This is a genomic window from Paludisphaera rhizosphaerae (assembly GCF_011065895.1).
In the GTDB taxonomy this organism is placed as follows: domain Bacteria; phylum Planctomycetota; class Planctomycetia; order Isosphaerales; family Isosphaeraceae; genus Paludisphaera; species Paludisphaera rhizosphaerae.
Window position 1 is genome coordinate 56,775 of sequence record NZ_JAALCR010000027.1, and the last position, 19,144, is coordinate 75,918.

At 68.2% G+C, this 19,144-nt stretch carries 9 protein-coding genes; 3 read left to right on the top strand and 6 right to left on the bottom strand.

Going from position 1 to position 19,144, the window contains the following annotated elements; all coding sequences use genetic code 11:
- Positions 1–35: 35 nt before the first annotated feature.
- Positions 36–1,340, bottom strand: a complete 1,305-nt coding sequence (locus tag G5C50_RS25980) for a Gfo/Idh/MocA family protein (RefSeq protein WP_240907368.1) — start codon at positions 1,338–1,340, stop codon at positions 36–38.
- 369 nt (positions 1,341–1,709) lie between these two features.
- Here G5C50_RS25980 and poxB point away from each other — a divergent pair, with 369 nt between their 5' ends.
- Both poxB and G5C50_RS25990 read left to right on the top strand, forming a co-directional pair.
- Complete coding sequence (gene poxB, locus G5C50_RS25985; protein WP_165073892.1) at positions 1,710–3,443, top strand: ubiquinone-dependent pyruvate dehydrogenase; 1,734 nt, start codon at positions 1,710–1,712, stop codon at positions 3,441–3,443.
- Positions 3,444–3,597: 154 nt separating this feature from the next.
- A complete protein-coding gene (locus G5C50_RS25990; protein ID WP_165073893.1) occupies positions 3,598–4,356 on the top strand; it encodes a copper homeostasis protein CutC in 759 nt (252 codons plus the stop codon).
- Here G5C50_RS25990 and G5C50_RS25995 read toward each other — a convergent pair.
- From G5C50_RS25995 to G5C50_RS26015, 5 genes are all read right to left on the bottom strand, one after another.
- Positions 4,343–8,764 (bottom strand): PVC-type heme-binding CxxCH protein, encoded by a 4,422-nt coding sequence (locus G5C50_RS25995; protein WP_165073894.1) that lies wholly within the window; start codon positions 8,762–8,764, stop codon positions 4,343–4,345. The genes G5C50_RS25990 and G5C50_RS25995 overlap by 14 nt on opposite strands.
- A gap of 124 nt (positions 8,765–8,888) precedes the next feature.
- Positions 8,889–10,091: a PEP-CTERM sorting domain-containing protein gene (locus tag G5C50_RS26000; RefSeq protein ID WP_165073895.1), complete on the bottom strand. Its 1,203-nt coding sequence runs from the start codon at positions 10,089–10,091 to the stop codon at positions 8,889–8,891.
- Positions 10,092–10,206: 115 nt separating this feature from the next.
- Positions 10,207–11,661: a DUF1501 domain-containing protein gene (locus G5C50_RS26005; protein ID WP_165073896.1), complete on the bottom strand. Its 1,455-nt coding sequence runs from the start codon at positions 11,659–11,661 to the stop codon at positions 10,207–10,209.
- A 290-nt stretch (positions 11,662–11,951) separates the two neighbouring features.
- Entirely contained in the window at positions 11,952–14,468 is a 2,517-nt protein-coding gene (locus G5C50_RS26010) for a PSD1 and planctomycete cytochrome C domain-containing protein (protein WP_165073897.1), read from the bottom strand.
- Positions 14,469–14,765: 297 nt separating this feature from the next.
- Positions 14,766–17,081: a fused MFS/spermidine synthase gene (locus G5C50_RS26015; protein WP_165073898.1), complete on the bottom strand. Its 2,316-nt coding sequence runs from the start codon at positions 17,079–17,081 to the stop codon at positions 14,766–14,768.
- A gap of 97 nt (positions 17,082–17,178) precedes the next feature.
- On the opposite strand from G5C50_RS26015, the gene G5C50_RS26020 reads away from it, so the two are divergent.
- The gene (locus G5C50_RS26020; RefSeq protein WP_165073899.1) at positions 17,179–19,140 is read left to right on the top strand and encodes an ABC transporter ATP-binding protein; all 1,962 of its coding nucleotides are present in this window, start codon (positions 17,179–17,181) and stop codon (positions 19,138–19,140) included.
- Positions 19,141–19,144 lie beyond the last annotated feature (4 nt).

Here is a 19,144-nt window from a genome sequence, read left to right on the forward strand (position 1 = left end):
GATGGGCGGCGCACGTTGATCTTGGTCAACTCAACTCAGCTCAGCTTGGTAAAGCCGGGGACGGCGATCGGCGCGACCGGCAGCGGGTCGGGGCCGAAGGCGTACGACGGCGGGCTGAGGTCCTGGGCCGAGTCGAGGATCTGCTGCGGGGTGACGATCTCCCCGGTATACGCGGCGGCGCGGCCCATCAGGCCCAGCAGCGTGGAGGACGCGGCCTGCTCGCCGTTGTTGAGGATCTTCCCGGCCCGGAGCGCGGCGTACATCTCGTCGTGCTCGACCTGGTACATGTCGTACTTCTTGGTGTCGCCGGTGTCGCGATAGCGCCACTTGTTCTTGCCGCTGAGGGAGTTCCCGAAGACGTCGGCCGTACCGTCGCTCCCCAGGATGTAGTCCTTCACGCGGTTGGCCGAATTGACCCAGTGGCGGCACTGGTGATAGCCGCGCACGTTGTTCTCGTACTCGTAGACGATCGAGAAGTGGTCATAGATGTTGCCGTACTTCGGATCGGTCCGCACGGTCCGGCCGCCGACGCCGAAGCAGCGCTCAGGGAGCTTGTCGCGCATCGCCCAGGCCATGGTGTCCAGGCCGTGGATGGCCTGCTCGACGATATGGTCGCCGGAGAGCCAGGTGTAGTAGTACCAGTTGCGCTGCTGGTATTCCATGTCCGACCCGCACTGTTCACGGGTCTTGCGGGGTTCCCAGACGCCCTGCGAGTTGTACGTGGTCTCGATCGTCCGGATCTCACCGATCTGGCCGTCGAAGACCTGCTGCATGGTGGCCCGGCGCGGCGGGTGGTAGCGCCAGCAGAAGCCGTTGACGATGGAGACGTTCTTGGCCTTGGCGTCCTGCACGGCCTTGAGGAACTTGCGGAGGCCGGGGCCGTCGACCGCCATCGGCTTCTCAACGAAGGCGTGGACGCCCTTCTCGACGGCGTAGGCGGTGTGGAGGGGGCGGAAGTGGGGCGTCGTGGCCAGGACGACGACGTCGACCTGATCGATGACGTTCTTGTAGGCGTCGAACCCGGTGTAGCAGTGGTCCTTGTCGGCCACGACCCGCGAGCCGACCGACGAGCCCTTCAGCGCTGAGACGCACTCGGCCAGTCGATCGCCGAACAGGTCGCCGATCGCGACGAGCTTGGTCCCGCTGTCAGCCGAAAGAGCCTGTTCCGCCGCCCCCGTGCCTCGACCGCCGGCGCCGACGAGGCCGACCTTGATCGTGTCGCTGCCGCCCGCGTGGACCATCGGCGCCCAGGAAGCCGCGGCCCCAACCGCCGCGACGGCGGATCCCTTCAGAAACTCACGTCGACTCGCCCCGTCGTTCGCGCAAGGTCGCTCGGTCACGGCAAAATCTCCTGATGACTGGATGAGTGGAGATGCCATCCGGCCGGTCGACCCGACCGTCACGCGCCGCCAGTGAGAAGGCGACGCCGATCGGCCGACCCGCTGCGATCCGTGGATGATGGATCGAGCCCGGACGACGGCTTGTGTCGCGACACATCCTACATCACCCGCCGTCGTGGTCGCCAGCGAGAAATGGCCGTCGCCGCGGGGCTGCGAAGCTTCAATCGGCCTTCGATACGGAACTCCGGCGGTACCGCCGGCAATTCCAGATCGTCCTAACGGCTTGGGATTTGCTGGCAATCACCCCTACGTCCCCTAAAATGCGTCCCATCCACCAGAAGTACGATCAACGACGAAGGAGGAGAAGCGATGGCGCAATCGGTCAGCGAAGTCTTCGTCGACACCCTCGTCGCGGCGGGGGTGAGGCGGGTCTATGGGGTGGTCGGCGACTCGCTGAACGGGATCACCGAAGTGATCCGCCGCCGCGAGGGGATCGACTGGATGCACGTCCGGCACGAGGAGGTCGCCGCCTTCGCGGCCGGGGCCGAAGCTCACCTGACGGGCGAACTGGCCGTCTGCGCGGGCAGTTGCGGGCCAGGGAACATGCACCTCATCAACGGACTGTACGACTGCCACCGCAGCCGGGTCCCGGTCCTCGCCATCGCCGCGCAGATCCCCAGCAGCGAGTTGGGCTCAAACTACTTCCAGGAGACCAACCCTCAGCTTCTGTTCAAGGATTGCAGCCATTATTGCGAGTTCATCTCCCAGGCCGAGCATGCGATTCGCGTGCTGGGGATCGCCATGAGAACGGCGATCGCCAGGAAGGGCGTGGCCGTCGTGATCCTCCCCGGCGACGTCGCCCTGCGGAGCACCTCGGCCAGGCCCGCGTTCCTGGCGATGGACTACTCGCCCTCGCTGGTTCAGCCGCCGTCGGAATCGATCTCCGCCGCGGCCGACCTCCTGAACACGGCCGACCGCGTCGCGATCCTCGGCGGCGCGGGCTGCGCGGGGGCGCATGACGAGTTGATGCAAACGGCAAGCCAGCTCAAGGCGCCGATCGTCCACGCGATGCGGGGCAAGGAGCACATCGAGCCCGACAACCCGTTCGACGTCGGCATGACCGGCCTGCTGGGGTTCTCCTCCGGCTACCACGCGATGATGAACTGCGACGCCCTGCTGATGCTGGGGACCGACTTCCCCTACCCGCAGTTCTACCCCACCGGCGCGAAGATCGTGCAGGTGGACGTCCGCGGCGAGCAGATCGGTCGTCGCACCCGCGTCGACCTGGGTCTGATCGGCGGCGTCAAGGAAACGCTGACCGCACTGTCGCCGCTCCTGACGAACAAGCCCGACCGCACTTACCTGGACGACTGCCTGGAACACTACGCGAAAACCCGCGAGAGCCTGGACGATCTGGCCGTCGGCTCGCCGGGACGAAAGCCGATCCACCCTCAGTACGTCGCCAGGGAGATCAACGCCCTGGCCGCCGACGACGCCGTGTTCACCTGCGACGTCGGCACGCCGACGATCTGGGCCGCGCGTTATCTGCATATGAACGGCCGTCGTCGTCTGCTTGGATCGTTCAGCCACGGCTCGATGGCCAACGCCCTGTCGCAGGCCGTGGGCGCGCAGGCGTCGCATCCGGGGCGACAGGTGGTGAGCCTGAGCGGCGACGGCGGCCTGGCCATGCTGCTGGGCGACCTGCTGACGCTCCGACAGCTCAAGCTCCCAGCCAAGGTCGTCGTCTTCAACAACGGCTCGCTCGGCTTCGTCGAGTTGGAGATGAAGGCCGCCGGACTCCTCGAATACGGCACTGACCTGGTCAACCCGGACTTCGCCAGGCTGGCGCAGTCGGCCGACATCATGGGCCTCCGCGTCGAGGACCCCGTCGACGTCCGCCCCGCGCTCCAGCAGGCGTTCGCCCACGACGGCCCAGCCCTCGTCGACATCGTGGTCAACCGCCAGGAACTCGCCATGCCGCCGTCGATCTCGGCCTCACAGGCGCTGGGCTTCAGCCTCTATCTCATCCGGGCCGTTATTGACGGCCGCGGCGAGTCGGTCGTCGACCTGGCGAAGACCAACTTCCTATCGCGTGGAAAGTAAAACGCGACCCGTCGGTAAGAGTCGGAAGTGCCTCCTGGGTGCCATGCCCACTCTCGCCGTGGGCATGCGATCGGCGACGGTCTCGCGACCATCCCTCGCCGGTCCATGGCCACCCAAGGGCGGCCATGGCACCCAGCAAAACCGATCCTCCCCTATGAATGACGAGACCAACACTCCAAGATCCCATCCGCTGGTCGAGATCTGCGTCGGCGACCTGCGCTCCGCGCTGGCGGCGGGCGAAGGGGGCGCCGACCGGGTGGAACTCTGCGACCGTCTGGAGGTCGGCGGGACGACCCCCAGCGCGGGGACGATCGCCGAGGCCTGCCGCCGTCTGACGATCCCCGTCCACGTCCTGATCCGCGTTCGCGCCGGCGACTTCGTCCCCAACGATCCGGAGTGGGCCGCGATGCGCGACGACGTCGACGCGGCCCGCCGCCTGGGCGCCTCGGGCGTGGTGATCGGCGCGCTGCATCGCGACGGGACGATCGACCGCGACGAGACCGCCCGCCTCGTCGAACTCGCCCGGCCGATGAGCGTGACGTTCCACAAGGCGTTCGACCAAACGCCCGACCTCGGCGAGGCCCTCGAAACGCTGATCGACCTGGGAGTCGACCGCGTGCTGACCTCCGGAGGCCGGCCTTCGGCCGAGGAAGGCGCGGACGCTCTGGCGAGCCTGATCGCTCAGGCCGGCGACCGCATCGGCGTGATCGTCGCCGGCCGGCTCTCGCTGGCGAATCTCCCGGCCGTGGTCCGCCGCACGGCCGCGCGCGAGGTTCACCTCGGTTCCGCGGCCGTCGACGCCGTCGGAAGCTCCTGCACGTTCAACCCACGAGACGGCTCCACCCTCGACTGGTCGGGCGTCACGGCGGAGAAAGTGCGGCGGATCATGGAGGTCGTCGTTACTTGTCGATGATCGGCTGGCTGACGCGGAGGTACGCGAGCAGGTCGCGAAGCTGGGCGTCGGACAGGTCGTCGAGCAGGCCCTCCGGCATGATGGAGGTCTTCGAGGGCTCGAACGCCTCGACGTCGGTACGGGCGAAGGTGCGTTCCTCTCCGTCAGACGTGCGCAGGACGATGACGTTCGGGTCCATGTCAGCGCAGACGCCGGCGAAGACGCGGCCGTCCGTGGTGGCGAGCGTGTAGGGGACGTAGCCTTCGCGGATCTCGGCCGATGGGGCGACGAGCGCCGGCAGAAGCACGTCGACGTCGTCGCGGCGGAACGAGGTCAACTCGGGCCCGACCTTCCCTCCCTTGCCGAACAGGGCGTGGCAGCGTTCGCAACGCTCCTGGTAGATCGTCCGCCCCGCCTTGGGGACGCCGCCGCCGGCGCGGGCGACTTCGGCCAGCCGGGCGACCTTGGCCTTGAAGTCGGCCGGCGTGGCAGGGGCTGCGCCGAACGCGCGGTCGGCCAGGGCGTCGACCTTTGCATCCTTCAATGCCCGGAGCCGCGCGACGACCTCGCGGGGGATTGTCTTCGGGTCGATCCGCCCGTCGTTCGCGGCCTCAAGGAACTTCGCCGCCCAGGCGCGACGGGTCGCCAGCAGACCCCAGGCTGAGGACAAAAGATCGTCGGAGAGTGACGGATAAACCGCCAGGACCTCGTCGGCGATCGCTGGATCGTCGTACACGGCGAGCGCCCCGAAGGCCGCCGAGCGGAGCGGATTGACGGGCGAGTTGCGGGCGATGGACTCGATCGCGGGCCGGCAGGCGTCGACGCGGACTTCACCCAGGACCCGGAGGTACTGGAGTTGCTTCTCGCGGTCGCCGGTGGGACTGGCGAGGGTCTTGATCGCCTCGGCGACGGCCTCCGGTTTCGCGCGTCGCAGGCCCAGGACGACCGACGAGCCGCCGTGACGCTCCATCGCCTCGGCCAGCTTGGGCGGGAGCCCCGCCGTGGAGCGTCCCATGAAGGCGGCTTCCAGCCCAGTCATCAGCCGGGCGACGTGCGCGGGGCTGGGCGCCGAATCCAGCAGCCGGACGCAGCCCTCCAGATCCTTGCGCCCGCCGGCCGCGGCCAGGCGACGCATCAACCGCTCCTCGATCGTCGATGCGGCGATCGGCGCGTCCCAGGTCGCGGGATCGGTGAAGAGGGAGAGGACGGCTTCCGGATCGGTCGTCGTCTTCGCCTCGACGGCCCACCAGAGCAGCAGCGGAATCTGGATGTCCGTCGCGTCCTCGCCCCGGCGGAGCAGGGGGGCGACGACCGCCAGCGCCTCGCGCGCCGGCAATCGCCTGGCCGAGGCCGCCATTTGCGCGCGGACCTCGACGTTCGGCTCGGTCGCGGCCGTCGCGGTGATCGCCTGGACGACCTCCGCCGCCGGCTTGCCGTCGTCGCAGGCCAATCGAACGGCCCACGACCGGACCGACTCATCGTCGTGATGCAGGGCGGCGAGCGTCGTCGGCGTGTCCAGCCCGCCGACGAGGTTCAACGCCCAAAGGGCCTCCAGCGCCCGGCCGCCTTTGAGTCGCTCCCGCAATTCGGCCGCGATCGACGCGTCCTTGCGATCGCCGATCAACCGCAGCGCCGTGAAGCGGACCCAGCGGTTCGGGTCGTCGAGCCGGTCGACCAGTTCACGCGAGGAGAGCCGGGACAGGTCGACGGCCGCGCCACCCGGCTTCGCGTCGCGGGGGCGCAGTCGGTAGATGCGGCCCGTGTCCACGTCCACCAGCCCTTCGTTGTTCTTGAGGTGGCTGACGTACGAGTCGTGCCAGTCGGCGACGTACACAAAGCCGTCGGGGCCCGTCGTCAGGTCGACGGGGCGGAACCGGGCGTCGTCGGTCGTCATCGCATGACCGACGTCCTCGGTGCGGAACGTCGAACCGTCCGGGATGACTCGGCTCATGACGACGTGATTCAGCAACGGGGCGACGCCGAGCAGCATTCCGTCATAACTCGATGGAAGCCGCCCGCCCTGATAGATGAGGAAGTCGTGCGTGAACCGCGGCGTCTTGGCGTGCTTCATCGCCGGGAAGTAGCCGAAGGCGTAGGGGTTGGAGAGCGGCCCGTGCTTGTCGAACCCCTTCTGAAGATACGCCCCCTGGACGTAGTAGAACCCCCGCGTATCGCCGCCGTTGTGGCCGGAGAAAATCCGGCCACGCGCGTCGACCTCCACGCCGAAGGCGTTGCCGCCCCCTTCGGCGAAGACCTCATACAACCGCTTCTCGGGATGGTAGCGCCAGACGAGCTGGCCCAGCGAGCGGACGGGCTCGCGGCCGTCGTCGAGGCCCGGGCGCGAGACGTGGCCGGAGACCGTGCTCCCCTGCGTCGCGTAGAGCCAGCCGTCGGGGCCCCAGGTCAGGCTGTTGACGACCGAGTGGGTGTCCTCCAGGCCGAAGCCCGTCAGGCGGACTTCGGGATCGCCGTCGGGGACGTCGTCGTTGTCGCGGTCGGGGTAGAAGAGGAGGTACGGCGGGTTCGTCACCCACACGCCCCCGCGCCCGCGTGCGACGGACGTGGCCAGGTTCAGGCCCTGGACGAACGTCTTGTGGCGGTCGTATGAGCCGTCGCCGTCGGTGTCTTCGTGGATCGTGATCCGGTCCAATCCTCGGACGTGATTCGGCGGCGGCTGGGGGACCTTGTCATAGGCCACGCGCCAGACGCCGTCGCGGCTGAGGATCTTCAGGCCGGCTGGGTGCGGATACTGGGCGTACTCGACGACCCACATCCGGCCGCGCTCGTCGAAATTGATGTTCACGGGCTGGCGGATCGTCGGCTCGCTCAGGACGAGGTCGACGGCCAGGTCGTCGGGCGTCTTGAACGAGGTCGCCGGCGCGGCGGGATCGCCGGGGGCGGGGCGGTCGACGGCCCAGAAGACGGCGTTGCGCAGGAGGCGGCGGAAGGAGGGGTTTTCAAAATCGCCGGGCGCGCCCAGCGAGGTGTAGAAAACGCGCTGGTTCCCCTTGAGGTTGACCCAGGCCGCGGGCTCTTCGGGCTGATTGGGGATCGCGCCGATCAGGAGCGGGATCGTCGTCGGGGCGAGCGGGCTGGTCTTGTAGAGCGACCCCTTGGCCGTGAAGCTCACGGCGACGCCGTCGAGGATCGGATGTCCCTTGGCCGACGGCGCGCGGGTGATGGTGGGGACGATGCCCTTGGGGTGATGGTCGGCGTAATTGCCGCCCAGGACGTCGGCGTCGAGTTGGGGCCATTCGGCGTGGTCTTTCGGCCCCTTGCCTTTGGTGTTGAAGGCGTGGCTGGCCGTGCGGATGCCGATCACCGGCTTGCCCGAGGCGACGTAGTCCTTGATGAGCTTCAGTTGCTCGTTCGTCGGCGCTCGGCGGCGGGCGCTGATGAAGAGCAGGTCGGCGTCGGCCAGGGCTTCGACGCCGGGGAAGTCGTGGGGGTTCTTGGGGTCGGCGATGACGAACGTGCAGCGGATGCCCCTGGGTTCAAGCTCGGCGGCGGCGAAGGCGGGGAGGGTCTCGGCCGTGTTGTATTCGTCGTCGCCGATCACGAAGACGACGCGGGGGCGGTCCTCGGGCTTGAAGGCGAACGCCGGGCGGCCGGTCAGGTCGGTCGAGAGGATCGTCGGGCAGACGAACTTCTCGATGTGCTCGACGATCCGGTTCGTCCCCTCGAAGTGGGAGACGTAGGGCCATTTCCGCGAGTTGTACATCGTGTCGGTCAGGTCGCGGATGAGCACCACGTCCTTGCCGTTCTTCGCCAGGTTGCGGAGGCCGAACGGGCGGCCGAGAACGCACATGTTCGTGTGAACGCCCGTCATCAGGACGTGTTCGACGCCCCGCGAGGCGAGCAGGTTCCAGACCTCGACGCCGGAGTCGCTGATGGCGTCCTCGTCGCGGATCTCGATGGCCGGGTTCTGCTTCTTGTAGGCGACGTACTCCTTGCAGCGCGGGCCGCAGTCGCAGCCGCCGTCGGTCTGATCCAGGGGATACGTCCCGCGCTCCTCGGCGGGGATCTTGTAGCACCACAAGGCGACGTCCTTGGGGACGTCGGCGGCCTGGGGGGCGTTCTTCGCCCGCAGCCGAGCGGGGTGGTCCTTGTAGACGTCCATGCAGCCGCTGGGCGAATGGACGATCAGCACGCCCTTCGCGCGGGCCTCGGCGATCACTCGGTTGAGGACCGGGGCCATCTCGCCGACCCGCCGCGCGGCCCCTCGGCAATAGTGGTCGTCCCAGACGTCGCAGACGATCAGAGCGGTCTTCGACGGCTCCCAACTAGCGGTCGTCGAGACCATCTCGAACTTCGCCGGATCGGCGGCGATGGGTCGGCGGGACTGCTTGTGCAGCGTGTAAGAGGCGTCGTCCGCGGCGACCGCGCCGACGATCGACGAAAAGGCGAGGGCAACGAGGAAGGACCGCATCGGGGCCTCCGAGCGAGGGGATCGGGGCAGGGCCCCCGCACGGGGTTCGCGCGAAGGGGGGAAAACGGCTCGATTCTCCGTCCCCCTCGGTGTTGCGTCAACGATCCACCCCGCCTTGCGTAGCTCAGCCCTCCCGACGTCGCCTAGCGAGGCCGACACCCACGGCCATGGCTCCGAAAACCATCAGCGTTGTTGGCTCGGGGACCGGTGTGTAAGGGAGTTCCGGGAAGACGGCGTCGGGAGGCGTGGAGAGGTCGCCCGGGGTCAGCAGTACTTCCGCATAGGTACCCGGGAAGCTGAAGTTCCTCGCCGAAGCCAGGATCTGGCCAAGATCATTGATTGCAGACGCCCCCAATATCCTCCATCCGCTCGCGGGATCGATCAAGTCGTTGAGGTTGGTCATCACACCGTCGTGATAGAGAAACCCCTGATCCGTATCGAAGCTTGATTTCCCCGGCGTTGACGAACGGCCGACGACGTCTCCGTGATTGTTGATCCCATAAGCTATACCGTACGTATTGCCCGACAACATACCGAGATCGGTCGTCGTGCCGTCCGCGGCCCGCAGTGCTGCGTGGGCCAACTCGCCGCTGACAATATAGCCGGCGACAGCCCCCTGGTCGTTGATCGCCTGCCCGTGGAAAGACCCCAGGTCCGTCCAGGTCTCATTTCTCAGGACGAACGATTGCGCGAATACGTTGCTGGAATTCATCGTTGCCTGAACCAGCACATCGCCCGCGTTATTGATTGCCTGTACTTTCGCCCCGATGGCCCCCTCGGGAAGCCCCAGATCCTTCCACACGCCGTTCTGGTAGGACGACGGAACGTAGTTCGTCATGCCGCCAACCGTCCCCACCGCTCTTGAAGCGATGATCTCGCCGGAGTTGGTAAGAAGCCCGGCCTGCCCGAAGACGTTCGTGTACTGGCCCGATGAGGAATTATACAGCTCCGCCCCGTTGCTGGAGCCGACGACCGCTTGGCCTTTGTCGTTGAGGCCGCTGAAAGTCGACCCGGCGTACCGGAGGTTATAGCGGCCTGGATCGCCGTTCGCCGGTGAAATAATTGCCGGCAACGTCACTCGGCCTCCCGCGTTCGGGTCGTAGAAGTAGGGCTGATTCTTGTACAGCATCTCCTGCGACGTCGGATAGACTTGCCAGTAAGTTCCAGTCACCTGGCCCAGATTGTTGAGCTGTGTCGGGTACACAGTGCCGCTAGAGTCGCTGAGGACCGTAACCTTGTACGACGAGCCGTACGAGCTCGAGTCGAAAAACGGCACGCCAAGCGAAAGACTAACGAGCATAACCCAAACGAGTGCGATATGGCGCACTTTGACGCCCTCCCTGGCGAGTCTCTTCGGTACCCCGAGGATGGGACCATCCATCTGACCGAGAGTGTTGCTGAGGGCCGGGATCGAGTCAATGCGGATTGTGGTCAAAAGGCTTTCACGCCATCAACTTGGTGCAGACCTGACCCTCGTTGATGGTGGGGCGTTCGGGGCGGCCCTGGTGGCGGTAGATGAGCTTGGTGTGGTCGGCGCCCAGGAGGTGGAGGATCGAGGCGTGGAGGTCGTGGACGTGCAGGCGGTCCTCGATCGCGTGCAGGCCGGCCTCGTCGGTGGCGCCCAGGGTGATGCCGGGCTTCACGCCGCCGCCGGCCATCCACATGGTGAAGCCGTTGGCGTTGTGGTCGCGGCCGTCCCCCTTTTCGGACATCGGCGTGCGGCCGAATTCGCCGCCCCAGATGACGAGGGTCTGGTCGAGCAAGCCCCGGCGCTTGAGGTCCTTCATCAGGCCGGCGACGGGCTTGTCGCTGGACCGGCAGCACTTGCCGTGGTTGCCTTCCAGGTCGGAGTGCGAGTCCCACTTGGAGCCCGCGCCGCAGTAAAGCTGCACGAACCGGACGCCGCGCTCGACGAGGCGGCGGGCGAGCAGGCAGTTGCGGCCCATGCTCTCGGTGACGGGGTCGTTGATGCCGTAGAGGTCGAAGGTCTCGGCCGTCTCGCGCGAGAGGTCGACGGCCTCGGGGGCCTCGGCCTGCATGCGGAAGGCCAATTCATAGCTCTTGATGCGGGCGTCCAGCTCGGTCTGGTCGCGGCGGTCGTCCATGTGGCGGCGGTTGAGCTGGTCCAGCAGGGCGAGCTTGGCCTCCTGGCGGCCTCCGGCAACGCCCACAGGCGGCCGGAGGTTGGCGATCGGCACGTCGCCGGCGTCGATGCGGGTTCCCTGGTGGGTCGCCGGCATGAAGCCGGTCCCCCAGTTGCGCGGGCCGCCGGCCACGGTGGACTTGGGGTAGTCGTGGAGGACGACGTAGCCGGGGAGGTCCTGGTTCTCGGTCCCCAGGCCGTAGCTGACCCAACTCCCCAGCGAGGGCCGGCCGCTGCGGGTCGACCCGGTGTTCATCTGGCAGACGCCGTTGACGTGGTTCAGGCCGTCGGCCCAGCACGACCGGATGATCGCCAGGTCGTCCACGCATTCGGCCGTGTGCGGCAGCCAGTCGGAGACCCACGCGCCGGACTCGCCGTACTGCTTCCACTTGCGCCGCGAGGGGAGGATCGGCGAGTAGAACTCGCCCATCGGGGTGATGACCGGCTTGAAGCTGGAGGGGATCGGCTTGCCCGCCAGCTTGTTCAGGAGCGGCTTGGGGTCGAACAGGTCCATGTGGCTCGGCCCCCCTTCCATGAACAGGAAGATGACGCTCTTGGCCGTCGCCGGCCGCGTCCAGGGGGCGTTCGAAGGCGCGCCGGGGATCACGACGTTCTCGGTAGCGGCGACGTCGCGGGCGAGCAGGTCCAGGAGCGGCAAGGCGCCGAAACCGCCGGCCGCCCGGAGGAGCCACTCCCGGCGCGTGGAAGGCGTCTTGCTGTGGGGGATCGGAGCGGCGGGGTTGTTGGGGGTCATGGTTTCTGCGGCTCCTGGCCTTCCCCGAGGAAGGCGCCCCGAAGGGCGACACTGTTCTGCACAAAAACGGAGCGGCATTCCAAGTCCCCTCTCCCGCCGGGAGAGGGCAGCCGCGCAGCGGCGGGTGAGGGTCGTCGGATTTCGGAGTCTGCGTCGGTCTCGTGAACCCTAAACCCCACGCTATGCCTACCCCCCGACGACCCTCACCCGGCCCTTTGGGCCACCCTCTCCCGGCGGGAGAGGGGACTTGGACCAGGCCGGCTGTCGGGAAGCCGAAAGACCTCGCTCGTTCAATCCACGTACAAAAACTCGCTCGAATTCAGCAGCACGTGACAGTAATCGACGATCGCCTGCTTCTCGTCGCCGCGGCGGAGGAAGGCTTCGCCGGCTGCGGCCTCGTCTTCGTCGGGGGCTCGGCCGAGGGCCAGGCGGTAGGCCAGGGCGACGCGCTCGCGGGGGCTTTCGCCGGCTTCGCGGGTGAGGCGGGCGGCCAGGGCCTTGGCGCGGTCGAGCGTCCAGGGGCCGTTGATGAGCAGGAGGGTCTGGGTGACGGTCGTGGTCGTGTTGCGGAGCCCCGCGCTGTTGAAGGCGTCGGGCGCGTCGAAGGCGTCGAGGACGGCGTCGCGCTTGTTGCGGATCACCTTGCATTCGACCGAGCGGCGGGGGCTCGTGATCGCGTCGGCGGGGGGGCCGCCGTTCGAGGGGGCCAGTTCGCCGGAGACGGCCAGCATGGCGTCGCGGATCGCCTCGGCCTCCAGGCGACGGACGGGCCGCTTCCAGAGCAGCTTGTTCGCCGGGTCGACGAGCACGGAGGCCTCGACCTCGCTCTCGGGCCGGAAGGCCGACTGGCGGTAAGCGGCCGACGTGACCATCAGCCGATGCAGCTCCTTGAACCGACGGCCGTCGGCGACGAACCGACGCGCCAGCCAGTCGAGCAATTCGGGGTGCGACGGCAGCTCGCCCAGCTTGCCGAAGTCGTTCGAGGTCGCGACGATCCCCCGGCCGAAGTGGTACTGCCAGACGCGGTTGACGATCACCCGGTTCGTCAGAGCGTTGTCCGGCCGGTTGATCCAGGCCGCCAGCGCCGATCTGCGCCCCGTCGACGCCGGCGCCGACGAGCAGGGCGAGACGGCGGTCGGGGCCGGGTCGAAGACCGACGGACACCCCGGTTCGATCGGCGTCGTCCCCTTGCGACCGCCGGGGATCGTGGTGGGCGGAGCCTCGACGCAGACGTCCCGGACTCCCATCGCCACCGGCAGCGGGGCGGGCTTGATCGAGTTGAACGTCTTCAACTCGTCGATCAGCGCCTGCCAGCGGGGGCGGTCGGCCGTCTTGATCGTCGTGGCGGTCAGCGGATCGTCGCCGTCCTCGATGACCTGGCGATTGGCCAGAGCCTTGATCTGGCGGTCGTAGGGGGAGAGCTTCTCGTCGGGCGTGGCAAGCAGTGTCTGGAGGTCGGCCGTGAACAGGCTGACCGCCGTGGCTGCCTTCTTCTGGCGGTAGGGCTTCTCGATCTCGGCGATCTTCGCCCGGACCTCGGCCGAGGCCTCCTCCCACTCGGCGTACTTCGCGTCGTGCTCGGCCTTCTGGGCGGCCGTGTAGAGGGCGAGCGAATCGTTGGGGAGGATCGGGGCGAGGAACGCCCGGAGGCGGTAGTAGTCGGCCTGGGCGATCGGGTCGAACTTGTGGTCGTGACAGCGGGCGCAGCCGACGCTCAGGCCGAGGAAGGCCTCGCCGACCACGTCGGTCGCCTCGTTGAGGATGTCGTTCCACTGGCCGCGAACGTCGCGCTGGTTGTATTCGTAGGGACCCATCCGCAGGAAGCCGGTCGCGACCAGGGCGTCGGGGTCGGTCGGGGCCAGCTCGTCGCCGGCGAGTTGCTCGGCGACGAGGCGGTCATAGGGCTTGTCGGCGTTCATGGAACGGACGACGTAGTCGCGGAACCGCCAGGCGTCGGGGCGGTAATCGTCCTTGTTGTGGCCGTCGGATTCGGCGTAGCGGACGACGTCCAGCCAGTGGCGGCCCCAGCGGTCGCCGTAGTCGGGCGAGGCCAGCAGCCGGTCGACCGCCTTCTCATAGGCGTCGGCCGAGTCGTCGGCCAGAAAGGCGTCCACCTGCGCGGGGGTGGGGGGCAGGCCGGTCAGGTCGAAGGTCACGCGGCGGATCAGGGCTCGCTTGTCGGCCTCGGGGGCGGGAGTCAGCCCGTGTTCCAGCAGGCCCTTGAGGACGAACGCGTCGACCGGCGTGCGGCCCCAGTTCGCCCAGGGAGTCGCCGCGAACGTCTCGGGTCCCGGCGGTTCGACTTGCTTGAGCGGCCGGAACGACCAGAACGAGGCGTCGGCCTTCTCGATCTTGGGGCGGGGGGCGTCGGCCTTGGCGGCGGCGGGTTCGGCCGGCCAGGCGGCCCCCTCGGCGACCCAGCGGGCGATGGCGGCGACCTGCTTGTCTTCCAGCTTCCCGTTCGGGGGCATTTCCAGCCCCTCGTAACGGACGGCCTCGATCAGCGGGCTCTCGTCGGGCTTCCCGGGCGCGACGGCCGGCCCGGTCTCGCCGCCTTGCAGGAGCGCTTCACGCGAGTCTAGCCGCAGGCCGCCTTTTTGCTTCTCGGCTCCGTGGCAGGACTGGCACTTCGTCGCCAGGATCGGCCGGATCTCCTGCTCGAAGAACCGGATGCGCTCAGCCTGAGCCCGGGGATCGGCGGCGTCGCTCTCACCTTCTCCGGCTACGGCGCGCGCCGAGACGACCGCGACGGCCAGCGTCGCGATCAGACCCACCCCGCGCATCCGCCTCTCCGAAACGGCACCCATGCGGCGACGCTCCCCGGCCTTCGGCGCGCAAACGTCCAACACCTGTTCAAGGAGAATCCATCTTAGCCGATGCTTCGTATCGAATCTACTTCGTTCCGAACGCCGCCGCACCTTGATCGATTCCGCCGACAAACCCCAGGGAGGGCCGAAAAACACCGGACAGAATTACGAATCGTGAATCATGTTCTGAGATAGAGGATGTCCGACGTTCCTTGAAAATCCGGTTGGTTCGTCAGCGCCATGAGCCGGCTGGCCGACGGTTCCGTCGCGGGAAAGCGACCGAACGAAGCCGATTTCTCAGCGGCGTCGAGCGGCCGATAACCCCTGGTTTTCACCGCGTGGAATCGAGATTGAAGGTCCTTCCAAAGCCGCGCGATCAAACCCAATCGGAGCCGCCGCGCGGGGAGGGGTCAGGCGGAGGTAAGTCGCCAGGTCGGAGTAGTCGTCGGTCCAGGGGGAAGCGCCCGGGCGAAGGCTCGGGGCGGCCCAGGACGGTGGGAGGGTCGGAGCGGAGGAGGGATCGGCCAGGACGGCCCAGATCGATGGGAGTTTGCCGGCGGTTTTCGCTTCGGGGGGGATATTCAGATCGCGACGGACGAGACAGGCAAGGCCGGCGTCGCGGGCCTGGACGGCCATGAGGGGCGGCAGGTCCAGGAACCGGCACGAGAGGTTGAACGCCAAAATCCCGCCGGGAGCCAACTTGCGGCGATAGAGGGCGATCGCCTCGCGTGAAAGGAGGTGGGTCGGCACGGCGTCGGAACTGAAGGCGTCGAGGACGAGCAAGGCGAAGCCGCCATCCGGCGCGGCAGCCAGGCGGAGGCGGGCGTCCCCCTCGACGGTCGATACCGTGGCCCCGCGGCGGCGGGCGTCGGCCAGGTAGGTAAAGCAAGTTTCGTCCTCGGCCGCCCGGACCACGGCGTCGTCGATCTCGTAGAACGTCCAGTCCTGACCCGGCCGGGCGTAGCAGGCGAGCGTCCCGGTTCCCAGGCCGACCACCCCGACACGAGTCCCGGGGCGGTCGAGGTTCGCCACCATCGCCGTGAAAAGATCGCCGATCGGACCCGATCGAGTGAAGTAGGTGGAGGGTTCCTCGCGAGTCGCCGGCGACCGCCCCTGCTGGCCGTGCAGGGTGCTCCCGTGCATCAGGCGGAAGACGTCCGAGACCGGTTCGTGCAGGACCCGAAGCCGGCCGAAGAAGTTGCGACTCCGTCGGACGACCTCGCCCCCCGGGTCGGGCGCCAGTCCGCCGGCCAGCAGGAGCGCCGCCAGGGTCAGGCCGAACCGGAACGGTCGGCTTCTTGCCCGCCAAACCGCCAGCACTCCCAAGCCAGCCGCCAACGTCAACAAGACCGCCCCGACCGCCGAATCCCGCACATCCGGCCGGTTGGTCAGAATGACGCCGGCGAGGAGGATGACGGATGGGACGAGGAGGCCGCTGAGTATCGCCAGGCGGCCTTCCCCCCTCGCGGGGGGAAAGCCGTGTCGGTCCAAACCGGGTAGAACCAGGGCACTCACCGCCAAAACCAGCGGATACTCAAGCATCCGGTCGAACAGCCAGGGGGCCAGGATCGCGCAGAAGAGACTGCCGAGGGCCCCGCCGAGGCCGATGGCCAGATAGAAGGTCGTCAGTCGCGCGGGTTCGGGGCGGGAGTCGGCCAGGCGGTGGTGGTAGAGCAGGGCGGCGACGAAGAACGTCGCCAGGTGCAGGGGAATCCAGGGAAGGTGCACGAAGCCCGCCGCCAGCACCAGGGCCAGGGCGGTCGCCAGCCAGGGGAACGTCGGGGACAGTCGAGACGCCCACCATCCCCCCGCGCCGGCGAAGGCCAGGATGTACGTAACCAGGTACAGCCCCAGCGGGATCGTCCAGAGCAGGGGCATCGGGGCCAGTTCGGAGGTGATATGAGTGGTCGCCGCCAGCAGCCAGATCACCGGCAGTCCGGCGAGCGTCATCCAGCCGGCGAACTCGCGGGGCGTCGTCCGATGCGTCGATTCAGCCTGATCCAGGACGGCGCAACGGCGATCGGCGGCGATCCCGCAGCCGAGCATCGCCGCCGTGGCGAGCCCGAACCCCGCCGCCCAGGCCCGCGACTGCCAGCCGAGCGTCGAAAAGGGCTCGATCAGCAGCGGGTAGGCGGCCAGGGCCCCCAGATTGCCGGCGCAGCTCGCGGCGTAGAGGGCGAACGGGTTCCGGCCGCCAGCCTCGGCGTACCAGCGCTGGAGCAGGGGGGACGAGGCCGAGGCCAGCACGAACGGAGGGCCGATCGTCGTCGCGAGAAGACCGAAGACCCACAACCCCGGCCCCCAGGCGCCGGCCGTCGGCGGCGAGGCGTCCGGGGCGATCACGACGGGCAGGAAGGCCAACGACCCGATCGCAAGCAGCCCGTGCAGGACGGCGCGACCGCGAGGCCCCAGCCACTTCGAGACCGCATGGGCGTAGGCGTAACCCGCCAGGAGCGCGGCCTGAAAGAAGAGCATGCAGGCGTTCCAGACCCCTGGCGTCCCGCCAAACGCCGGCAGCAGCATCTTGCCGATCATCGGCTGGACCGCGAACAGGAGCGCAGAGGCCCCGAGCGTCGCCAGGCCGAACAGGCCGATCAACCCCTTCGTCCCCATCTGCCCTCGCCGCCGGCCGTCCAGAACATACAATAGAAACAACACCCAGAGACCATACTCAGGATAAACGCACCGCAGCGATGCGGTAAGGACCAGGATGCCCGCCAAAAAGAGCCAGCCCTCTCCCTCGCACCACCACCAGCCCGGCAGCCGCCGGGGATTCCGGTCGTTCCTGCGGTCCCAGCGCGAGGCCCTCAAGCGCAAGCCCGAGGAGGCTCCGCTCGACGACCGCAACCGCAACCATCCGGCGCTGCGGCATCGCTCGCTCCCCGAACTCTATCGCGAACTGTACCGCCTGTTGCAAGGCCGCCGCGCGGCCCTGGCGTCGGCGCTCGTGCTCCTGTCGATGGGCACCGTCCTCAAGCTGATCCCCCCCGCGGCGACCAAGGCGGCGATCGATTACGTCCTGATGGGCCGGCCGATCCCCGAGGTCGTCTCGCGGTGGTCGCCCGTGCCGATTCCGGAGTCGCCCCAGGTCCGGCTCCAGATGCTGGTGGCGGTCGTCGCCGGGGTGACGATCGTCGCCACGTTCATCGGGCTGTGGAGCCGTTGGATCGCCACCCGAACCACGAAGCGGGTTCAGATCGACGTCCGCCGCAAGGTCTACGACCACGCCATGCGCCTGCCGCTGCACCGAGTCTACGCCCTCAAGTCGGGCGGGACCGCGAGCCTCCTGCGTGAAGACGCCGGGGGCGTGGGCGAGTTGATCTTCAGCATGATCTACAACCCCTGGCGGGCCGTCGTCCAGTTCATCGGCGGGCTGCTGGTGCTGGCCTGGGTCGACTGGCGGCTGCTGGCGGGGGCCGTCGTGCTGCTGCCGGCGCTCTATGTCTCGGACCGCTTCTGGAACCGCCGGATCCGGCCGATTTACCGCGAGGTCCGCAAGAAGCGCCAGCAGATCGACGCCGAGGCCACCGAGGTCTTCGGCGGGATGCGGGTCGTTCGAGCGTTCGGCCGCCAGAAGTCGGAGTCGACCCGGTTCACGATCGCCAACCACATGATGGCCCGGCTGGAGCTGTTCGTCTGGTGGGTCTCGCGGGTCGTCGAGCTGGTGTGGGAGCTGATCGTCCCGCTGGCCTCGGTGGGCCTGCTGTATTACGGCGGCTCGCAGGTGCTGGCCGGGAAGCTCTCGCTGGGCGACATGATGATGTTCCTGGTCTACCTGACCATGCTGCTGGAACCGATGGCCGTCCTGGCGACGAGCGTCACCCAGTTCCAGAACAACCTCTCGGGCTTCGACCGCGTCCTCGACCTGCTGGCCGAGCCCCGCGAGATGGCCGACCGCCCGGGGAGCCTGCGGGTCGACAAGGGGAGCGTCGAGGGCCGGATCACCATCGAGGACGTCTCGTTCGCCTACCCGGGCTCTGACCGGCTCGTCCTCCGCGACGTCGACCTGGAGGTCGAGCCCGGCGAAACGATCGCCCTGGTGGGCCGCAGCGGGTCGGGCAAAACCACGCTCTGCAACCTGGTCGCGCGGTTCTACGACCCGACGCTCGGGTCGGTGAAGCTCGACGGCGTGCCGCTGCCGGAGTACGACGTCGAGAGCTACCGCCGCCTGCTGGGCGTGGTCGAGCAGGACGTCTTCCTCTTCGACGGTTCGATCGCCGACAACATCAGCTACGGCGACCGCTCGGCCTCGCGCGAACGGATCATCGAGGCCGCCGAGGCCGCCAACGCCGCCGAGTTCATCGAGCGGATGCCCGAAGGGTACGACACGATCATCGGCGAGCGCGGGGTCCGCCTCAGCGGCGGCCAGCGCCAGCGCCTGGCGATCGCCCGCGCCATCCTGGCCGACCCGAGGATCTTCATCCTCGACGAGGCGACCAGCAACCTCGACAGCGAGAGCGAGCGGCTCATCCAGCAGAGCCTCGCACGCCTGCTCAAGGGCCGGACGTCGTTCGTGATCGCTCACCGCCTGAGCACCATCAAGAGCGCCGACCGGATCCTGGTCCTGCAGGACGGCGTGGTCGTCGAGGCCGGCGCCCACGAGGAACTCATGGCCGCCGACGGCCCCTATCGCGACATGGTCGAGCTGCAGAGCCTCGGCGGCGAGCCCTGAGATC

Excerpts from the sequence above, each read along its gene's own strand:
- poxB (WP_165073892.1), top strand. The coding sequence starts at position 1,710 with ATGGCGCAATCGGTCAGCGAAGTCTTCGTCGACACCCTCGTCGCGGCG.
- G5C50_RS25990 (WP_165073893.1), top strand. The coding sequence starts at position 3,598 with ATGAATGACGAGACCAACACTCCAAGATCCCATCCGCTGGTCGAGATC.
- G5C50_RS25995 (WP_165073894.1), bottom strand. The coding sequence starts at position 8,764 with ATGCGGTCCTTCCTCGTTGCCCTCGCCTTTTCGTCGATCGTCGGCGCG.
- G5C50_RS26005 (WP_165073896.1), bottom strand. The coding sequence starts at position 11,661 with ATGACCCCCAACAACCCCGCCGCTCCGATCCCCCACAGCAAGACGCCT.
- G5C50_RS26010 (WP_165073897.1), bottom strand. The coding sequence starts at position 14,468 with ATGGGTGCCGTTTCGGAGAGGCGGATGCGCGGGGTGGGTCTGATCGCG.
- G5C50_RS26015 (WP_165073898.1), bottom strand. The coding sequence starts at position 17,081 with ATGGGGACGAAGGGGTTGATCGGCCTGTTCGGCCTGGCGACGCTCGGG.
- G5C50_RS26020 (WP_165073899.1), top strand. The coding sequence starts at position 17,179 with ATGCCCGCCAAAAAGAGCCAGCCCTCTCCCTCGCACCACCACCAGCCC.